The organism is Henriciella mobilis (genome assembly GCF_003576315.1).
Classification (GTDB): Bacteria; Pseudomonadota; Alphaproteobacteria; order Caulobacterales; family Hyphomonadaceae; genus Henriciella; species Henriciella mobilis.
In genome coordinates this window covers 168,538-188,234 of sequence record NZ_QWFZ01000033.1, presented here as the reverse complement: position 1 = coordinate 188,234, position 19,697 = coordinate 168,538, and the positions used below count along the sequence as shown (strand labels likewise).

Here is a 19,697-nt window from a genome sequence, read left to right as displayed (position 1 = left end):
TCAGTCGGCGGGGCTTACCAGGCCCCGCAGCACAATGAGAGTCTGGTCTCGCGCAGTATGCTTAACGACTGGTTGCTTCAGGACGATTGCGGCCTCGCCCTCGTCAATTTCTTCAAAACAATCAAAGTGAACTGCATCGAATTCGACTTCCTCGCCGCGCTCGAAAACCGTCTCCAGCCCGCGCTTGCGGGCCGCCTGGCGAATATTCTGGAAGATGCTGTCGGCGTTGAGGGCCAGCTGCTTGGCCGCATTCTTCTGGCTGTCGTCGATGACACGCTCAAGGGCGGTCATGCGGGCGCCGAAAGCGGCGATATCCTGCAACGCCATGGCGAGGGCTTCCTCACTGTCGCTCCACGCCGCATCGCTGAGATCGGTGTCCCCTGAGGGCGGCGACGGCGGCGTTGACGGCTTTTTCTCTTCCGCCTTGGCCGGCGCTTTGCCTTTTTGCGCCTTGCCGCTGAAGAAGGCCCGGATGGCGTCGGCATCGGGGCCGGCACGCTCTCGCACCCCAGAAAGGAGCGCGTTCAGCGCGCCAAGCTTCATGCCATCGCGCGGGATGTCCATCGGAAAGCCGTTCGCCATGAACGCCCAGCCCTCATCGGTCAGCGTGTGCACGAAGGGCTTCTTGCTTGTCCTGATCAGCCCGAGGCCGGCCAGCTTCTTGCGGTGCGCGGGCGACATCCTGATCTGGAAGCGCCCAGAGAGGTCGGCATTCTCCTTCAGCGACCCGCCAGACGCCATCAGGGCGACGAGTACCCCTCGCTCTACCGGTGTCAGATCTGCCAAATCCCGGCCCTCATCAGCTCTTCCTGGTCGAGAGGCCTACCTTAGCGAGCGAGTCGGGCAAAGGTCGATACTGATTGTCCGTACCGATCAACCGCGCTGACGGGCCAACTCACCCTCAAGCAGGTCCTTGATATGGATCGGATAGCGCTGGGGCCGCACACCGGTGGCATGCCAGACGGCATTGGCAATCGCGCCCACGGTGCCGGTAATTCCGATTTCGCCAACCCCCTTGATGCCGAGCGCGTTGGCGTGCGGGTCATGCTCTTCAACGAGGATCGACTCCACTGAGGGCACATCGGCAAGCACGGGGACGTGGTAGCCGGCAAGGTCATTGTTGATCGGCCGGCCCGACCGCAGGTCGTGAATGCCTTCCTCGTGCAATGCGAAGCTGAGGCCCCAGATCATGCCGCCATTGAGCTGGCTCTTGGCAAGCCGCGGATTGATGATCCGGCCAGCCGCGAACGCGCCGACAAGCCGGCTGACGCGGACCTGGTAGAGATCGGGATCGATCTTGACCTCCGCGAACACCGCGCCGTGCGAATACATGGCATACTGCTCGGCCGCCGATTTCTCACGGCGCCCGCGCCCCTGCCCCTCAACCTCTGCAATGCCGGCCCGGGTCAGGATCTCGGCATAGGTTTCGCCGCGCGCCGGATCGTCGACCCGGTGCAGGCGTCCACCGCTCGCCCTGACACCTTCATTGCCAGCCCCGTAAAGCGGCGACTCCGGGTCATTCATAGCGATCTCCGCCACCTGGCGGACCGCATCGCTGCCAGCGGCAAACAGCGCGCTGCCTGCCGACGCGGTGTGCGCCGAGCCGCCGGCGACGCTGCCGTCGGGAAGACCGGAATGGCCGATTTCGAACTCGATCTCATCGGCCGGCATGCCAAGGCCGTCGGCAGCCATCTGGGCGAGCGCCGTCCAGGCCCCCTGCCCCATATCGGCGCCGGATGTCTGTGCGCCGACACTGCCATCGCTGCGGATGACGGCGCTGGCCTTCGCCGGGAAGAAGGGCGCGTGGAAAAGAGCGGTGCCGACGCCCCAGCCGGTGAGGTATCCGTCCGCGTCACGCATCTGGCCGGGCTCGAGCGGGCGGCCTTTCCAGCCGAAACGGGCCGCACCCTCGGCATAGCATTCGCGAAGCGCCTTGGCCGAAAAGGGCTTGCCCGTTCCCGGGTCGGTCTCGGCATAGTTGAGCAGGCGGAAGTCAAGCGGGTCCTGCTTCATCCGGTAGGCCGCCGCATCGACCGCGACTTCCAGCGCCGCAGTGCCGCTCGCCAGCCCCGGTGCACGCACCGCGCCCGGCGTTCCCGTATCAACGCGCAGGCCGGTATGAGACACCTTGATGGCCGGGCTCGCATAGATGCTGAGCGAGGCATTGGCGGCGGACTCCAGCCAGTCGTCGAAGCTGCTGGTTGTCGACAGGGAATGATGATCCAGCGCCAGGATGCGGCCATCCTTATCGAGATCGATCCGGACCGTCTGGCGCGTGGCGCTGCGGTGCTGGACGGGGCCGAACATCTGGTCGCGGCGCAGGACGAGCTTGACCGGCCGGCCCACTTCACGCGCGGCCAACATCGCCAGGTATTGCGGCCCAAAGACAACGGCCTTGGAGCCGAACCCGCCGCCGAGATAGGGCGAGCGCAAGGTGACGTTCTCCGGGTCGATGCCGAGATAGGTCGCAATCCCGGCCCGCGCGAGCCCGATCGCCTGGTTCGGCATGTCGATGGTCAGCTTGTCGCCGTCCCACTGAGCGATGATGACATGCGGCTCCATCGCATTGTGATACTGCAGCGGGGTATCGACGGTGACTTCAACGGTGTGCGCGGCCTTTTTGCGTTCCGCGTCGATATCACCGACCTGACGGGCTGGCGGGGTGCCAGTCGTGACAAATTCGGGATCGTAGGCTTCCCCGTTTTCAAAGCCAATACGGGCCGGCTCTGCCTCATATTCCGGCGCGAGCAGACGGGCACCCTCCGTTGCAGCCTCCAGCGTTTCAGCCAGGACAAGCGCAATCGGCTGGCCGGCATAGCGCACGCGATTGTCCTGCAGGACTTCCATGCGCGCGCTGAACGGCACCGGCTTTTCGTCCGGCGAAACGGCGAGTGAAGGGGCGTTCTCCGGCGTCATCACATGGACAACACCCGGATGGGCCAGCGCCGCTTCGGTGTTGAGCGAGATGACCTTGCCCCGCGCGATCCCGCTTTCAAGATAGACCGCATGCAGCAGGCCTTCGGGCTTGTTGTCGGCGGCGTAATTGGCCTTCCCGGTGACCTTGGCGACGCCTTCGCGGCGGGTCATGGACTGGCCCGAATTGGAGCCGAGGCGGACGTGTCCGGCCGGTGCGATGGGTGTGTCAGCCATTCTTACCTCCCTGCCGCCTGCGCGGCGAAGACCGATCCCGGCAGGGCCGGTATCGTCTGCGGCGTTCCGGCCAGCGCCTGTTCGATGGCGCGATGTACAAGCCGCTTTGCGAGTTCGATCTTGTAGGCGTTGTCACCTGACGGCGATGCATCCGCCAGTGCCGCCTCGGCAGCCGCACTTATCAGCTCAGGCGTCGGCGCCTTGCTTTTCAGAGCTGCTTCTGCCGCGCGGGCCCGCCACGGGCGAGCAGCGACGCCGCCCATCGCAATCCGGATATCCTGCACGACACCGTCGCTGATATCGGCCATCGCCGCGGCAGAGACGATAGCGAAGGCATAGGAGGTGCGGTCACGCAGCTTGATATACCGGGCATGTCCGGCAAAGTGCGCAGCATCTGCGGGCAAAGTCAGGGCGGTGACCAGCTCGCCAGGGCGAACATCGGCGCCGCCGGGCGTATCTTCGGTTGGCAGTGTGTAGAACTCTTCAAGGGAAACGCTGCGGGCGCCATCCGGGCCTTGAAGCTCGACACTCGCATCGAGCGCGGCCAGCGCGACACAGAAATCGGAAGGGTGCGTCGCGATACACTGCTTCGTCCAGCCAAGCACGGCGTGCTTGCCCGTCTCCCCGCCAATCGCGTCACATCCGGCGCCCGGCTGGCGGCGATTGCAGCGGCTCTGCTGGTCGTAGAAATAGAGGCAGCGGGTCTGCTGCATGAGATTGCCGCCGACCGTCGCGGCATTCCTCAGCTGGGCCGACGCGCCTGAAAGCAGCGCTTCGGCCACGGCCGGATATGCCTTCGCAAAGCCGGCGTCGCGCGCGAGGTCCGAATTGCGGACCAGCGCCCCGATGCGCACGCTGCCATCCTGAAGGGTCTCGATTTCGCCAAGCCCCGGCAGGCGGGAAATGTCGACCAGCACATCCGGCTTTCGTGCGCCCACCTTCATCAGGTCGAGCAGATTGGTGCCGCCGGCCAGATAGGCCGCGCCCGGTTCGGCGCCAGCGGCGACCGCGTCGGCAATGGATGAAGGGCGTTTATAGTCGAACAGGTTCATGGCTCACCCTCACTCCTTGCCCGACAGGCGGGTCTGTGCGTCGAGCAGCGCCTCGGTGATGCCGGCATAGGCTGCGCACCGGCAGATATTGCCGCTCATGCCCTCGCGCAGCTGCTCGGGGTCATTGGCCGTCCCGTTTTCGCTGAACAGGCCGATCGCGCTCATGATCTGTCCCGGCGTGCAATAGCCGCACTGGAAACCGTCATTCTCGATAAAGGCGGCCTGAACCGGGTGGAGCGTCTCGCCATCGGCAACGCCCTCAATCGTGGTGATCTCGGCGCCGTCATGACTCATCGCGAGCGCAAGGCAGCTATTGATCCGCCGGCCATCCACGAGAACCGTGCAGGCCCCGCACTGTCCCCTGTCGCATCCCTTTTTCGTCCCCGTCAGGCCGACCCTTTCGCGAAGCACATCCAGCAAGGTTGGCCGGGCATCCTCCAGCTCGATGTCGTGTTTCGTTCCGTTGATGGTCAGGGTGAGGGATCGAGTCATGGGCACTCCATGAAGGTGACGGGCTGTGCAGATAAGGCTGGCGCGCGCTCAGGCAAGTGCGGTGGGCCGAATTCCTTTTTGGCACGGTTCAGGCCAGGCCGTCGAGTATGGCAGGATGAACCAAGCGTCGCGCATCTGGGTCCGTCTGGCCAGACCTGCCGCGGCGTCCGGGCAGACGACATTCTGCCTAGCCTGAATGACTGAGGGCATCGGTGAGCACCTCAAGGGCCGCCGAATCCTTTCGCCGCTGCGGGTAGTAAAGAAAGTAGCCGGGCAATGGCGGGCACCAGTCTTCAAGCACAGTGACAAGCCTGCCATCGGCCAGCGCCTCGCTGACGAGGGACTCCGGTACATGGCCAATGCCATAGCCCTCCAGGGCCGCGTCGACGACATGCTCGATCGCATTGAGACTCATCTGTCCATCGACGCGGACACGGACCTCGCGGCCAGCCTTGCTGAACGTCCAGACCGGCAGTCCGCCCATGGCCGGCGGGCGCAGTCTGATGCAGGCATGCCCGGTCAGGTCCTGCGGCTTTTTCGGGGGCTTTCGGCCTTCAAGATAGGCGGGCGCGGCCACGGCCAGCATGCGGAAATCCGGACTGATGCGGACCGCGAGCGTCTCCTCATCGATCCGTTCGCCGAGGCTTACCCAGGCATCGACCGGCGCCGCGGCGCCTTCGGCCGGGCTATCTTCGCTGACGACTTCCACCTGAACGTCAGGGTAGTCCCTGAGCACTGGCGCAAGCTTCGGCCATAGAATGGCCGCCTCGGCGTAACGGGACGCGCGGATCCGGATTGTCCCGGCCGGACGGTCCTTCCGTTCCAGGATAAGCGCGAGGTCCGCTTCCATCTCACCGAGATGCGGCTCGAGGCGATCCAGCATCTGCTGGCCAAGCCGGGTTGGCGTCACCTTGCGTGTCGTGCGGTGGAGCAGCTGGACGCCGAGACGCTCTTCCAGGCCGCGCACCGAGTGGCTCAGCGCCGATTGCGACACACCGATCTGCGTTGCCGCTCGCGTAAAGCTGCTTTCGCGCGCCACCATGATGAAGGACATCAGGTCGACAATGTTTTCCCTCAGCATTGATAAACTGTTCTCATGAGCCCCCGCACTTTATCCCATACTACTCTTGAATGATCCGGTTTCCAAACGTCTATTCGTCCGTCCACGTCGGGAAATCATAACGGACAGCATCGTCAGGGGGCGCATTCCATTCCGCGAAGGTGCGCTCTATGAAAGCGCGTGATGGATAGAGACGGTATCGAAATCGCCCTGGACGCCCTCGACTGGCCCGCGCTTGTCCGGCCTGGATCGCTGGTTGTCTGGGGACAGGGCTGCGCCGAGCCGAACGGGCTGACGGCGGCTCTCATGGACGCGCGTCACGCGGTCGGGCCGTTTCGCGCCTTCGCCGGGATCAGCTATGGCCCCAGCGTGTCGCCCGATTTCACGGACGCGGTCAGCTACCTCTCCTATTGCGGCACCGGGCAGAACCGGACACTCGGGCGCGCGCTCGACATCCTGCCGGTGCACTATTCGCGTCTCGCCCGGACCCTCGAACAGATCGGCGCAGACGAGCTCATCCTGATGGTCCGTCTCGCCGCGGGCGCCGACGCGGACCATTTCAGCTTTGGCGCAGGCGCAGACTATACGGCGGACCTTCTGAGCGCCGCCCGCCTCGTCATTGCCGAAGTCAGCTCTCAGACGCCGACGACCGGCACCGGGCGGGAGATCAGGCGCAGCGACATCGACATTATCGTTCGAACCGATACCCCCTGCCTCGCCCTGCCCGCCGTCGAAATGGGTGATATCGAAACGCGGATTGCCCATCATGTGGCCAGTCTGGTCCGCGATGGTGCAACGATCCAGATCGGCCTCGGCACCCTGCCGCAGGCCATTCTCGACGCGATGCATGGCCACAAGGACCTTGGCGTGCATTCCGGGCTGGTCACACAGGGCATTGCCGACCTGGTGGACGCCGGCGTGATCACCAATGCGCGCAAACCCGTCGACCGCGGCACCACCGTCGCCGGCCTGCTGGCTGGTGGCGAGGCCCTGATGCAATGGGCGGACGGTAATCCGCGTCTCTCCATGCGTCCCAGCACTTATACGCACGCTGCCGATATCCTGGCCGGCATCGACAATTTCACCGCGATCAACAGCGCCATCGAGGTCGACCTCACCGGTCAGGTGAATGCCGAGATTGCTGGCGGGCGGTATGTCGGCGCCGTCGGCGGCGCGGTCGATTTCATGCGCGGGGCAAGGGCATCGCGCGGCGGAGCCGGGATCATCGCGCTGCCCTCAACAGCGCGCGGGCGCAGCCGGATCGTGAACAGGCTGTCCGGGCCGGTGACAACCTCGCGGGCCGATGTCGGCTTCGTGGTGACCGAGCATGGCATCGCCGACCTGCGCTTCGCAACACTCGCCGAACGGCGCGACCGCCTGCTCGCCATCGCAGCACCGGAGCATCAGGCCGCCCTTGCCGATAGCGACGCAACCTGACGCGTCAGATATTGACGCGCTTGAAGACGAAATTCGGCGTCATCCTGATGGCCAGCATGATCCACCGCCAGAACCACGGCGCGTAGACAATCGGCCCGCCCTTTTCGAGCGCGCGCTCAATCGAAACCGCCACGCCTTCCGGCTTGGCCCAGAGCGGGCCACCCTTGTCCAGATGATCGGTCATGGGCGTGTCGACAAAGCCGAGCTTCACATTCACAGCCCGCAACTCTTTCGACATTGCAGCCCATTTGTGGGCGAGGCCCTGCATGAAGGTCGAAAGGCCTGCCTTGGCGGCGCCGTAGACATAGTTTGACCGCCGGCCCCGGTCCCCGGCGACAGATGAAATGGTCAGCACGACCCCCTGCTCACGCGCCTCCATCAGCTGCGCCGCCGGCAGGATCCAGTCGACCGCCGAATTGAAGTTGATTTGCAGGATATCGCGGGCATGCGCCGGATCGGTTTCGGCGCGGGCCTGATCGCCGAGGATGCCGTAAAACACGAGCAAGCCGTCTATAGGACCACCTGTCTGCGCAATCTCCTCGAGAATTGCGGCCTGACCGGTTTCCTGCGCCAGGTCGAACGCGTGGCTGGACGCGATCTCGGCGCCTCTCACTCGCAGGTCGTCCTCGATCTCCTGCAGGGCGCTGCTGTTGCGTGCCAGGAGGGTGAGCTTGTGCCCCTTTGTGGCGAGCCGCCGGGCCGTGGCGACGGCAATCGCCGAGGTCGCGCCGAGAATGACATAATGCTTGGGCATGGAGGCTGTACTCATGATTGGCTGACCCGTTGCCAGAAGCTTGAGGAAATGGCCGGATCGCGAAGCGTTTCCACGCGCTGCCAGTCGGGATAGCCCGATTGGAACATGTCGGCGGAAATCCGGCCATCCTTGGCCGGGTAGAGCCGGCCGCCAGCGGCGCTGACGATCTTGTCGAGATTGTTCATGAGCTGCAGGGTCTTCTGTCCCTTGTTCTGGAAATCGAGCGCGAGCGTAACGCCCTCCCTCGGGAATGAAAGCCATCCTCGTCCCTCGATGGGCCCAAGGGTCTTCAGGACAGCCAGCATCGACCCTTGTCCGGATTCGGCGATCAATGTCAGCATTTCCCGCGTGGCCTCTTTCGCCGTCGAGAACGGGATGACCGACTGGTACTGGAAGAAGCCGCGCTTGCCGTAGAGGCGGTTCCAGTTCTTGATCGCATCAAGGACATGAAAGTGAGAGGTGTAAGGAACTTTCGAGCGGCCCGCCTTCGAGAGCTGGCGCCATCTGTACAGGGAATTGAACGTCTTGAGTGTCAGCGGATTCAAGGCGAAGCCCGGCGCCGTGAAGGGGGCATTCAGCATTCCGGTCCTGTGCGGCTCCAGCACGCCGTCGGACGACCAGTTTCCACCCGTGAACACGCCCCGGCCGAGTTCGTCTTTCCGGGCCGTGCAGTCGACCCAGGCCACGGTGTGCTCGAATTTCGGGGTGTTCTCCTCCATCACCTCAAAGAAATGATCGAGGGATTTAATCGCGAAGATTTCCTGCTCGATGTTTGACGATGCGATCCTGACCAGCTGGATCTCGACCCAGGTGATAATGCCCGTCATGCCCAGCCCGCCAACGGTAGCCCGGAACAGCTCGGGCTCGGAGTCGGGTGTGACCGTCACCTCGCCGCGATCGGAGCGGAGCAGACCGAAAGCCCGGACATTCTCGCCAAAAGAGCCGGCAACATGGTGGTTCTTGCCATGGACATCATTCGCAACCGCCCCGCCCAGCGTCACGAAACGCGTGCCCGGCGTCGTATGCGGAAAGAAGCCGTACGGCACGGTCACCCGCATGATCTCGCCAAGGCTTACGCCGGCCTCGGCTCTCAAGATGCCGGTGTCGCGGTCGAAGGCGATGAAGCGGTCGAGGCCGCGCGTCTCAAGGATCACATTGCCGGGCGAGAGGCAGCTGTCGCCATATGAGCGGCCAAGACCATGCGCGAGCAGTGTTTTGTCCATCCCGGCCGCCGCGTCGAAGACATCGCCCACCCCGTCGCGCCGAGCCGGCGCCGCTACGAAGTGCGGCTCCCGGACGACACCGCCCCATGACCGGATCGCCTTTGTTTCCTTCAGGGTCATGGCGCGTCCAGGAAAACAGCGCCCGCAAAGCAAAGGGCCAGCAGCAGGCCGAGGCCGAGACTGATCCGGTCGCGAACAGCGAAGGAAACCGGGTCATCATGCAGTTCACCGCGATGGGCGAGCAGCCATATCCGCATCAGCCAGAACCCAATGAGGACCGGGACAGCCCAGAGCAGGCCCTGGAAGGCATATATGTCCGACTTGAAGGCGCTCTCGGCCAGGAACAGCACCATGATCACAATCGATGCCGCCGCGGTCGACAAGCCGATGCCGAGCGTCAGCGGGGCATCTTCGGCGTAGTAGCCACGCCCACGGACCTGCTGGCCGGGCGCCGTCGACGCGACTTCGACATGGCGCTTGGCCATCGACAGCGAGAAGAAGAAGAAGAAGACCGAGAATGTCAGCAGCCATTCCGACAAGGGCTGGCTGATGATGAACGCCCCCAGCGCAACCCGCCAGCTGAACAGCGCCGCCAGAACGCTGACATCCAGCATCGGAACGCGTTTGAGACCGAAGGAGTAGGACAGCGACAGGCCGAGATAGGTGAGCAATCCGATGCCGAAGGGGACGGAGACATAAAGGGCTGCCGCCAGTGCACCGGCAATCATCAGAGGCGCCGCTATCAATCCGTGCAGGACAAACAGGTCACCTGCGGCCAGCGGGCGATTGCGTTTGGTGCGGTGACGCCGGTCTGCCGACAGGTCCAGCAGGTCGTTGAGGAGATAGGTTCCGGAGGCGGCCATCCCCATCAGGAAAAAGCCGAGAATCGCAAGCCCCCATGAATCCGGATTCATGAACTGGCCGGACAGGAAGAGCGGCGCAAACAGCAGGAAGTTCTTGGACCACTGGTGAAGCCGCAGCGCCTTCAGCCAGACACCGAGCGGGTTCTGCCGCTTGTTCTCGAAGGTCTGCTCGACGGGCTTTCCAAAGGAGCGCGCCTTTTTCTGGATCGCTTTCGAAGCGCCGGCGAAGACAATGCCGCCAGCCTCTTCCCAGATCGCAAGGTCCGCCTTGCTGTCTCCGGCATAGACAAAGCCGTCCGGGAACGTCTCGAGCAGGAAGTCGCGCTTCTTCCGCCCCTTGAGGTTCACGCTATCCGATGACCCGTAGGCGCCGTCGAGCAGCTCCCTGTAGCGTTTGAATATTTCGTCCGCGACCGACTGCGTCGCCGCCGTGACGAGGTAGATGCTGCGGCCCCTCGCCTTTTCGGAGCGGAGGAAGGGCAGAAGGTCGGCACGCTCGGGAAGCGCATGAATGTCCACCTCGGCAGTCTCATGGATAAAGCGCTTGAACGCCGCACGCCCGCTCAACAGGGTAAGCAGGCCGCCCGAGGTCCTCAATGGCTTGCGAAGGACCGCATTGGCAAAGCCTTCGGCCAGGGTGTCCGTCACAAGGAGCGTTCCGTCCAGATCGACAATGAGCGGCAAATGTTTCGACATGGGCGTCCTGCTCATACGTCCTTCTTGGCCTGCGGCCCGAAGGTGAAATACCGGTGCCCCAGATAGCTTGTCAGCACAGGCGAAGCGACACCGGCCGCATGGGCTATGTCTTCCGGCCGCCATGTCCAGCCGATGGCCGGCAGCAGGTAATCGGCAAGTCCGATTGTGACGAGCCAGACCTGGACAAGCGCGACGACGTTCACAAGGGCAAACCGGGTATATTCATCGGAAACCGAGCGGCCGCTCTTCTGGAAGACGAAGATCCGCGACAGCGTGTACGCGATGGTCATGCCGATCAGGTATGCGACGACAATCGCAATCTCGAGCGACATGTAGGCCGACAGCACCATGCGCGAGAGCCAGTTGCACAGCGCGGCGAAACCGCCTGTCAGCACGAAAGCGAGGAATTGCCGGTTCGCCGCCACGGTCAGGCACGCCCTTCGACGATGTTCTCAACGAGTTTCTTGGCGTAGCGCGCGCTTTCCGACACGCCCCGATCCTCAGGGTAGTAGAAACAGGTATCGGCAATCTGGAGGCCGCGCACGGGTGTTACGGGGTCCGGCAGGATGCTGAGGAAATCCGGCTCACAGACCGGTTGCGCATAGCGTAGGCGCGCAACATGCGAGGCCTTGCGGTCCTCATCGGTCAGCGCCGGATTGACCTGTTTCAGGTATCCGTAGCTCTTCTCGATGAAATAGTCGTCGCTCTCGTCATAGATCGGGTTCGTCTGCGGCATGTAGTAGGGAACATAGACGATATGGTCGTCGCCGGTCGGCCGCAGGTTGGAAAACTCCACAAAGCCCGGAATGTCCATCGAAGGGTCACTGATATTGACCCAGAAGTTGTCCGTTACGGGCCGGGTGAGCTTGTGCAGGATGCAGACGACGCCGACATTGCGGATCCGCTCATAAGGCGCGGTTATTTCGGGTGCCGTCTCCGCGAGAAGGCCGGGCACGAACGGGGTCGGAATGGTCGAGATGACATGTTCGGCTGAAAAGCGTCTGCCATCAGCCGTATCGACACCGCTCACGCCGCCATCCTCGACCATGATTTTCGCGGCCCGCGCCGAGTAGTGGATTTTGCCGCCCCTCGCCTCGATGGCGTCGATAAGCAGCTTCACCAGGGTTTCGCTGCCGCCCTCGATATAACCGAGGCGCTCTTCGAGGAGCGATTTGCGCGACTTCCCGATGCGTTTGATCCGCTGCCAGACCCATGCGGCGGAAACATTGTCTGACAGTTCATAAAATTTGAGCTCCATCAGCGAGGCCCAGAGGCGCTGATAGCCCTTCTTGCCGAGCCAGCCCTCGAACCATTCCCGGGCGGTCAGCTTGTCCAGCCGCTCCCAGTCCGACCGGAGCGTCGAGTAGAAGGCCTGCAGGCCGTAGCGCACCTTGGTGATAAAGCCGATCCCCGGCGCCACGAGCAGCGCGACGGGATTGCCCCACCGCATCAGCCGGCCGTCGAGATAGTAGCCCATCTTCGTCGAGACCCACTTCATCGCATCCGGGCGCCCAAGCTCGTCCAGAAGCTCGAGCGTATCCTCATCGGACAGGCAGCAGAAGTGATAGAAACGCTCGATGGACAGGCCATCGAAGTCGAAGTGCGCCGCCATGCCACCCGGCCGGTCGTCGGCTTCCAGAACTTCGACATCATAGCCTTGCTTTGCTGCCTGGTAAGCGGCGGCAAGCCCCATCGGACCCGCACCGATGACAAGAATTTTGGGCTTCTTATCGGTCATGGGGACTAGGCCTAGAATTCGAGTGTCACGTGGCTGTATTCAGGATGCAGGAAGGCTTGCTCAAGCGCCTGCTGCAGGGGCGTTTCCTGGATACCGAAGATGCCTGGCCAGTCGATAACCTCGAACACGTCCGGTGTCACCAGCGCCTTCAGCTGGCTGGTCGTGAAAGGCGGGTTCCTGTCAAAAATGGCGTAGGTTTTCAACAGCGCCCAGAACAGGTGATAGGGAATTTTGACGATCGGCGTCTTCGCCCCGACAGTGTTCCGGATCGCCCGGATGAGATCGATGTAGTCGATCTTCTGGCGCCCGGAAATATTGTAGGTGCCCTCGATCCTGCTCGACAGGCAGGACTCGATGATCGCGGAGAAATCACCGGCATAAAGCGGCTGGCGCAGATATTTGCCATTGCCCGGTATCGGAAAGACCGGCTTGTCTTCCATGAAGCGGCGCAGCCAGCCCAGATGCTTCCTGTCGAACCATCCGAACATCAGGGTTGGCCGGAGCACCACATGCGGGACCGGCGAGGCATCGACGAGCTTTTCCTGCGCCGTCTTGCTTCGTGTGTAGAAGTCGTCCGCCATCGAGTTCACGACTGAAGACGAAGCATGCACGAAATAGGAGACGGCACCCTCCTCGATCGATTTCAGGCAGAGCTCGGTGGCCGTTATGTTGTTCTCGGTGAACTCCCGCTCCTCAAGCCCGCCAATCTGGGCATGCAGAAGGACGGCGAGGTCACACCTGGCGAGCTCATCCTGCCAGGCACCTGGCTTTGCGAGATCGGCTTCGATGACCGTGATGTCGGCATGCAGGTCTCGAAGGATACGCGTATTGGCAGGATGCTTGTCGGCCGCGATGATTTCGAGATCAGCAGACTGCTTCAAGGACGGAATGAGGTTCTGCCCAACCAGGCCTGCAGCTCCAGAAACAAACACTTTCGGCACGTCGAGCGTCCTAACAATCTGATGGTGAAACCGGCGGCTGCGAGATGCTGTCCAAACCTGTTGCCTGATGACGTGTCAAGGGCGCGGCTTGTCCATCGGCGTCATGGAAAACAGCTGGCCCGCATTTCGCGCCTCATCGCCCAATCGGCGGCCGCTCACGCTCCCCTGTCCGCCCGCTCCGCATGACGCCAGAACTCACTGGCCTGCAGGCACCTTCGTAATCGACAGAAGCGTGACCGCGAGATAGCGATGATCGTCGCTGCCGAACTGGCCGGGCGACAGTGTCCCGTCTGCTTCAAGCGACAGGACGCTTGTGCGCGGCAGCTGGCGGTCCGGCGTCACCTCGATTTCGACGGACGCGTAGATCTGGCCGAATCTGAAGGTGTGCGAGAAGACATCTTCACCACCGATGCGGCCCACCAGCCTGCGCGTATAGGAATCGTTTGGCAGGAAGGCCGCGAAGTCCAGGACGACCTTGTCGCCAACGTCAAGCTCGTCGAATGGGAGCAGCAGTTCGGCATGCTCACTGTCCATCCAGACGCCATCTGAACCGACCGTCGAAAACCCGTCGATCGCCAGGACATCCAGCAGCATCGTGTCCTCGATCCTTTCCGGCGTGAACCGTCCCGAGAGGACGTAATCCTCCCGCCCGGCCTTGTAGACCCCGGTTGTCTGATAGGATGCGATCAGATTGAGCGGATTGCGGAGATAGTCGAATGTCGGCGTGACGCCGCTGTCATTGCGGGCAAGGAAGAACACGTCGCCATTCTCGAATGCCGTTTCGATATCCTGCGCCGAGCAGATGTTCCGGCGTCCGTACAGGACGTGCCATTCATCCCGCATCAGGCAGATATCCCCGGCATTGGAGCGGTCGTAGAGGTTCACGATCATCGCCCCCTCCTGCCAGAAGCGCAGTTCCAGCGGGATGAGCACCGCTTTCGGCCCGGCTGTCGCTTCCAGCATGGCCGGCGCGATGCCAGGATCGTGGGTCACCTCACGGATCCGGTTCGTATCGCCCGTGGAAAACGTGCCGAGATAGATCGAGACCGCACCGAGAAGCAGTGCCCCCCTGAAAAGCAGATGGCTGACCGGGATCGCGCGGAGCACGATGAAAACCAGAACCGCTAGCCCCGACGCAATCGCGCCGTAATACCAGTAGCCGATGTAGTATTCGTGCAGGTTGTCGATCTTCGCGGTGGCGTAATAGGCGAGTGCGAGGGTGAAGGCAGCAAGGACCCAGAAGGCATCGATCAACGTGCTGAAACCCTGGCGCCGCCCCGTTCCGGCCGTCCCGGTCTCGGGCGCATCGGCCGTTGCGGCGGCGTGATCTGGCTGCCCCGCGCGCTGGCGCAAAGCAAGGACGACGGCGGCGATCACCGCCAGCACCGGGATCAAGAGCGCCCAGCCGGTTTTCCAGTACTGGGCCGTGTAATAAAGGCCTTCGGCCAGCGAATTGCTCTCGCGGTCCGAGAATTCCGCATACCGCATGATTTCCGGCGGTGTGACGGTGAGATTGTGCACGGCAAACGGAAAGACGAACGCCGTGAAGATCACCGCGCACCAGACAAGGTGTGACCGTTTCAGCTCGAAGGTGAACGGCGTTTTACGGGCGAACTTGAAACCCAGGCGCAGCGCGACCAGCACGGCTATAAGCGGGACGAGCGCCAGATTGCTCGCATGCCCATGCACGAGCGCCCCGCCCGCAAGGCAGAAGCCGATCAGCGCAAAGCCGGATCCGTTGAGCACGGCCCAGGCGCTGACCCCCAGCAGGAAAGCTGCTGGCACGTAAAGGTTTGGCGGCCAGACGGTGGAAACGACGTCCAGCGTCATGTGCAGGCAGGCAATCGAGACACAGACCGCAACGATCGCCGCTACCATGTGCTCGCGGTTTGCGCTTCGCAGCGTCCGGACCGAGAGGATGAAAAACACAGAAGCGTAAATCGCGGCGCCGATGTTCTGGGCGACCGGCGCCGACGTGATCTTGAGAAGATCGTGAAAGACAACCTCTCCAAAAGTCATCACATAGATGAAGAACGGGCCGGGATGAACGAAGCCGACGCGCGAATAATTGCCGTGCCAGACCACGTCCGACTTGGCCTGGTCGATCAGGATCGAATTGGCCGCCCGGTCTGAGATGGGCACAAGGTCCGCACCGAGCGGAAGCACGAAAAAGACCGGCGCGATGATCAGCAAGAAAAGCAGACAATACAGCGCCTTATCCATCCAGGACGAGGCCTGTTCCGTTCGCATCGTTTCGGTTGTCACCGTCGTGTCCTCACTTGCGATCTGCTGGGAAAATGCTCATCGGTCCCGCCGCGAACGGCGCTGAAACATGTGCGGCTAGTCCTAGTGTACAGGCCGCGCACGCGCAATCCGTCAGGCCCGCCGAATCGCAAAGCCAGACGCTCAAGCGGATGAGCGCTGAACGCATCTATCCAACCGGCAGGGAATTGAGGCTACAAGGTGGATGGCAGAGACATGCTCGCCGTCTCCAGCCTGCAGTAAATGGTACGCCCAACAGGATTCGAACCTGTGACCTACTGATTAAAAGTCAGTTGCTCTACCAACTGAGCTATGGGCGCGCCGAGCCGGTTACCTAGCCGGGTGCGCCGTGGAGGTCAACGCAGCTTTGACGGCGAATTGCAGGTCATGTGGCGCCTTTATTTCGCCCGCTTGATGCGCTCAAATATTTACCATGAAGGCAGTTGTAGCGTTTACGATATCCTGCGCCGCACTTCTTGCGGCCTGCGCGAGCCACGAAACGGGCGCTGCGGCCAATCGCGCCGTCAGCGAAACGCGCTCGGGCGCCACGACGGCCGCCATGACGCCGCTGCGCGATCTCAACCTTCAACGCGAACCGATTCCCGCCATCCTGCAGGAAATCGAGAACCCGTATGACATTCCCGCCGATATCTCCTGTCCGGAGATAGAGCAGCAGGTCGCCGCGCTGAACGAGGTGCTCGGCCCGGACTGGGATGCCCTGCCCCGGCATGAAGCCGATCCGACCGTCTCCGACTACGCCGCCGATGAGGCCTCCGAGGAAGTCCTCGACATCATTGCCGACGAAGCGGGCGCCATCATTCCCTATCGCAGCTGGGTGCGCCGCCTCAGCGGGGCCAAGGCCTACCAGAAGAAAGTCAGCCAGGCCGAGAAACGCGGCAGCCACCGGCGCACCTACCTGAAGGCGCTGGGCTTCATGAAAGGCTGTGAAGGCCTCGCCGCTCCCTATCGCGAACCTTCAGACGAAGCGCTCCCCGTCGAGCCGGCCCCGCCGCCTGTCGACTTCGTCGATACCACCCCGCCGCAATACCGGCCGGCCAGCGCCGATGCGTCTGCGCCGGTCACCCCGAATACGGGCATGAGCCTCGAAGAGACCTATGACTGGCCCGAAGAATGGCCGGATGACAAATGGTCGGAAAGCCCGGCCGATGAGGAAGAGGCTAGTCCTGCTTCGGACGGGACTTCGTCGCCGCCCAGCGATGGCTGAGATGGGCGCGCAGCGCCTCGAACCGGTTCTCTGAAATCGCCAGACGGATCTCCGCCATCAGCGCCTGGAAGAAGGCGGTGTTGTGCCAGGAGAGGATCATCGGCGCGAGGTACTCGCCAGCCTTGACGAGGTGATGCAGGTAGGCGCGCGAATAGTCCTGGCTTGCCGGGCAGTCGACCGCCGCATCAATGGGGGATGTGTCTTCGGCGAATTGCGCATTCTTGAGGTTGATGGGGCCGTCCCAGGTCCAGGCCTGACCATGGCGGCCGGCCCGCGTCGGCAGGACGCAGTCGAACATGTCGATGCCGCGCGCGACGCTTTCGACAAGGTCGATCGGCTTGCCGACCCCCATCACATAGCGCGGCTTGTCATCCGGCAGGTGCGGTACCGTCATGTCGATGGTCCGGCACATCTGGTCATGGCCTTCGCCCACCGCCAGGCCGCCAAGCGCGATGCCGCCAAAGCCCTGTGATACGACCCCCTTCGCGGATCGCTCGCGCAAATCTTCGAAGTTCGAGCCCTGGATGATGCCGAACAGGGTCTGGCCCTCGCGCTGACCGAAAGCCTCAAGGCTCTTGCCGCCCCAGTCGAGCGACAGTTCGAGCGAGCGCAGTGCCTCTTCATGACTGCATGGGAAATCGGTGCACTCATCGAGCTGCATGGAAATGTCCGCGCCGAGCAAGTCGGCCTGGATCTCGATGCTGCGCGCGGGCGTCAGGCGATGCTCGGAGCCGTCAATATGGCTGCGGAAAGTCACGCCCTCCTTGTCCATCTTCCTGAGCTGCGACAGCGACCAGACCTGGAAGCCGCCACTGTCGGTCAGCATCGGGCCGGACCAGCCGGAGAAGGCGTGCAGGCCGCCGAGGCGCTTTACCCGCTCGGCGCCGGGGCGCAGCATCAGGTGATAGGTATTGCCGAGGATGATGTCCGCGCCGGCCTGCTTGACCTGATCCATATAGAGCGCCTTGACCGTCCCGGCGGTGCCGACCGGCATGAAGGCTGGCGTGCGGATTTCGCCGCGCACTGTCTTCAGCACACCGGTCCGCGCAGCGCCCTCGCGGGCCTTGATCTCGAATGGGAAAGTCGCCATGCGAGGGCATGTGGCTCAACCGTAGGGGGCTGGCAAGCCTTCAATCGCGGCTGGCATGACGTCCATGACGGACAGGAGGGCACCCGAATTGCTCGATGAGGCCGGCTTTCTCCGCCATGTCCGCGCCGTGCCAACCAATGTGGCCCTGCTGGAGCGGCTGCCGGCGCTCGGCCTGCCGCATTGCTACCTGGCGGCTGGCTGCCTGTTCCAGCCCGTCTGGAACCACAGGTCCGGCAATCCGCCCGGCTGGGGCATCAGCGATTTCGACATCTTCTATTTCGACGCCTCCGACGTGTCCTGGGAAGCCGAGGACGAGGTCATCCAGCGCGCCGCGCGACACTTCTCTGACCTCGATGCGACGATTGAAATCCGCAACCAGGCGCGGGTCCATCTCTGGTATGAGCAGAAATTCGGGCGCCCCATCGCGCCCCTCACCTCGTCGCAGGACGGGATTGAAGGCTTCCTTGTCGCCTGCACCTGCATCGGCATCAATGTCGACACCGCAGACATTCACGCGCCGGACGGCCTGCAGGACCTCTGGAACGGTATCCTGCGCCCCAACCCGAAAACGGCGAAGGATCCGCTCTTCCTGAAAAAGGCCGAGAGTTACAAGGCGCGTTGGCCCTGGCTGACCATCCAGAAAGACGGCTGATCAGGGCAGAAGCAGGCAGGCATCGCCATAGGAATAGAACCGGTATTCTTGCTTGATCGCATGCGCATAGGCCGCCTGCATCACATCCGTCCCCATCAGGGCGCAGACCAGCATGAAGAGCGAGCTTTCCGGCAGGTGGAAATTGGTGACCAGCGCATCGGTCGCCTGAAGCCTGTCGCCGGGCTTCAGGAAGATGTCCGTCGGCCCCACCGTCGGCACGATACGCCCGCCCTCGACCGAGCTTTCCAGCGTACGCAGCGCCGTGGTGCCGACCGGGACGATACGCTTGCCCCCCTCACGGACCGCATTCAGCCGTGCGGCTACTTCCGGGCTGACGCGCCGCCATTCCTCATGCAGCCTGCCACTTTCCAGCTGGCTTTCCTTGAGCGGCGAGAAGGTGCCGAGGCCGACATGAAGGCGCACCGTCTCGTTCAAAATGCCGGCCGCCGCCAGTTCCTCGCGCAGGCGCGGGGTGAAGTGCAGGCCGGCCGTGGGCGCGGCGACCGACTGGGCATCCTCCCCGGCAAAGCTCGTCTGGTAGGTCTCCCGGTCCTTGCCATCGGCCGCCCGTCGGCGCGCAATGTAAGGCGGCAGCGGCATCGCCCCGAAGGCATCTAGCGCGAGGTCCAGCGCCTCGCCTTCCACGTTGAAATCAAGCGTGATTTCGCCGGTCTCCGCCTTGCCGGTGACCTTGGCCTCGAAGCCCTCTCCGAAGATGATCCGGTCACCCGGCTTGAGGCGTTTGCCGGGCCGCGCCAGGGCGCGCCATTCGGACGGCCCCATGCGTTCGACGAGATTCGCGTCAACGGCGATATTCGACCCCGATGAATCGCGTGCAAGGCGAGTGCCCTTCAGGGCTGCCGGGATGACGCGCGTATCGTTGAAGACCAGCGTGTCGCCGGCCGCGAGATAGCGCGGCAGGTCCCGCACGCCGGCATCCTCAAGCCGGCCATCGCCATGCACGACCAGCAGGCGCGCAGCATCCTGCGGCTCAGCCGGCCGCAGCGCGATCAGCGCTTCGGGGAGATCGAATGCGTAAGCCGACAGGTCCAAGGCAGGCAG

17 protein-coding genes and 1 tRNA gene are annotated in these 19,697 nt (G+C 63.2%); 3 read left to right on the top strand and 15 right to left on the bottom strand.

Annotated elements, in window-relative coordinates:
• The 5 genes from D1227_RS15605 to D1227_RS15585 all read right to left on the bottom strand — a co-directional run bounded on the left by D1227_RS15605 (position 1) and on the right by D1227_RS15585 (position 5,775).
• The gene (locus D1227_RS15605; RefSeq protein ID WP_119455277.1) at positions 1–786 is read right to left on the bottom strand and encodes a hypothetical protein; all 786 of its coding nucleotides are present in this window, start codon (positions 784–786) and stop codon (positions 1–3) included.
• Between the two features lie 87 nt (positions 787–873).
• Positions 874–3,150 (bottom strand): xanthine dehydrogenase family protein molybdopterin-binding subunit, encoded by a 2,277-nt coding sequence (locus tag D1227_RS15600; RefSeq protein ID WP_119405297.1) that lies wholly within the window; start codon positions 3,148–3,150, stop codon positions 874–876.
• A gap of 2 nt (positions 3,151–3,152) precedes the next feature.
• Positions 3,153–4,202, bottom strand: coding sequence for an FAD binding domain-containing protein (locus tag D1227_RS15595; RefSeq protein WP_119405296.1), 1,050 nt, complete (start codon positions 4,200–4,202; stop codon positions 3,153–3,155).
• Positions 4,203–4,211: 9 nt separating this feature from the next.
• Positions 4,212–4,694, bottom strand: coding sequence for a (2Fe-2S)-binding protein (locus D1227_RS15590; protein ID WP_119405295.1), 483 nt, complete (start codon positions 4,692–4,694; stop codon positions 4,212–4,214).
• Positions 4,695–4,881: 187 nt separating this feature from the next.
• Positions 4,882–5,775, bottom strand: a complete 894-nt coding sequence (locus D1227_RS15585) for a LysR family transcriptional regulator (protein ID WP_119405294.1) — start codon at positions 5,773–5,775, stop codon at positions 4,882–4,884.
• A 162-nt stretch (positions 5,776–5,937) separates the two neighbouring features.
• Between D1227_RS15585 and D1227_RS15580 the strand changes: the two genes are divergently transcribed.
• Positions 5,938–7,191 (top strand): acetyl-CoA hydrolase/transferase family protein, encoded by a 1,254-nt coding sequence (locus D1227_RS15580; protein ID WP_119405293.1) that lies wholly within the window; start codon positions 5,938–5,940, stop codon positions 7,189–7,191.
• A gap of 4 nt (positions 7,192–7,195) precedes the next feature.
• Here the strand turns inward: D1227_RS15580 and D1227_RS15575 are convergent, their stop codons facing one another.
• The 8 genes from D1227_RS15575 to D1227_RS15540 form a co-directional block, all read right to left on the bottom strand.
• A complete protein-coding gene (locus D1227_RS15575; protein ID WP_119405292.1) occupies positions 7,196–7,960 on the bottom strand; it encodes an SDR family NAD(P)-dependent oxidoreductase in 765 nt (254 codons plus the stop codon).
• Entirely contained in the window at positions 7,957–9,288 is a 1,332-nt protein-coding gene (locus D1227_RS15570; protein ID WP_119405291.1) for an FAD-binding oxidoreductase, read from the bottom strand. The genes D1227_RS15575 and D1227_RS15570 overlap by 4 nt, the downstream gene beginning before the upstream one ends.
• The gene (locus D1227_RS15565) at positions 9,285–10,727 is read right to left on the bottom strand and encodes a UbiA family prenyltransferase (protein ID WP_158586675.1); all 1,443 of its coding nucleotides are present in this window, start codon (positions 10,725–10,727) and stop codon (positions 9,285–9,287) included. Before D1227_RS15565 ends, D1227_RS15570 begins: the two co-directional genes overlap by 4 nt.
• Before the next feature lie 11 nt (positions 10,728–10,738).
• Positions 10,739–11,152, bottom strand: coding sequence for a GtrA family protein (locus D1227_RS15560; protein ID WP_233350126.1), 414 nt, complete (start codon positions 11,150–11,152; stop codon positions 10,739–10,741).
• Between the two features lie 2 nt (positions 11,153–11,154).
• The gene (locus D1227_RS15555) at positions 11,155–12,465 is read right to left on the bottom strand and encodes an NAD(P)/FAD-dependent oxidoreductase (RefSeq protein ID WP_119405289.1); all 1,311 of its coding nucleotides are present in this window, start codon (positions 12,463–12,465) and stop codon (positions 11,155–11,157) included.
• 11 nt (positions 12,466–12,476) lie between these two features.
• Positions 12,477–13,406 carry an NAD-dependent epimerase/dehydratase family protein gene (locus D1227_RS15550; protein WP_119405288.1) on the bottom strand — a complete coding sequence of 310 codons (930 nt, stop codon included), beginning with the start codon at positions 13,404–13,406 and terminating at the stop codon, positions 12,477–12,479.
• Positions 13,407–13,601: 195 nt separating this feature from the next.
• Positions 13,602–15,671 (bottom strand): hypothetical protein, encoded by a 2,070-nt coding sequence (locus tag D1227_RS15545; RefSeq protein ID WP_119405287.1) that lies wholly within the window; start codon positions 15,669–15,671, stop codon positions 13,602–13,604.
• Between the two features lie 241 nt (positions 15,672–15,912).
• Positions 15,913–15,988: transfer RNA gene (locus D1227_RS15540), tRNA-Lys, on the bottom strand.
• 113 nt (positions 15,989–16,101) lie between these two features.
• Between D1227_RS15540 and D1227_RS15535 the strand changes: the two genes are divergently transcribed.
• Positions 16,102–16,893, top strand: a complete 792-nt coding sequence (locus tag D1227_RS15535; RefSeq protein ID WP_119405286.1) for a hypothetical protein — start codon at positions 16,102–16,104, stop codon at positions 16,891–16,893.
• On the opposite strand, the gene tgt is transcribed toward D1227_RS15535, so the two are convergent.
• On the bottom strand, positions 16,847–17,983 hold the full coding sequence (gene tgt, locus D1227_RS15530; protein WP_119405285.1) for a tRNA guanosine(34) transglycosylase Tgt: 1,137 nt from the start codon (positions 17,981–17,983) through the stop codon (positions 16,847–16,849). The genes D1227_RS15535 and tgt overlap by 47 nt on opposite strands.
• Before the next feature lie 64 nt (positions 17,984–18,047).
• Between tgt and D1227_RS15525 the strand changes: the two genes are divergently transcribed.
• Positions 18,048–18,635: a nucleotidyltransferase family protein gene (locus D1227_RS15525; RefSeq protein WP_119405425.1), complete on the top strand. Its 588-nt coding sequence runs from the start codon at positions 18,048–18,050 to the stop codon at positions 18,633–18,635.
• On the opposite strand, the gene queA is transcribed toward D1227_RS15525, so the two are convergent.
• A complete protein-coding gene (gene queA / locus D1227_RS15520; RefSeq protein WP_119405284.1) occupies positions 18,636–19,688 on the bottom strand; it encodes a tRNA preQ1(34) S-adenosylmethionine ribosyltransferase-isomerase QueA in 1,053 nt (350 codons plus the stop codon).
• Positions 19,689–19,697: the final 9 nt, after the last annotated feature.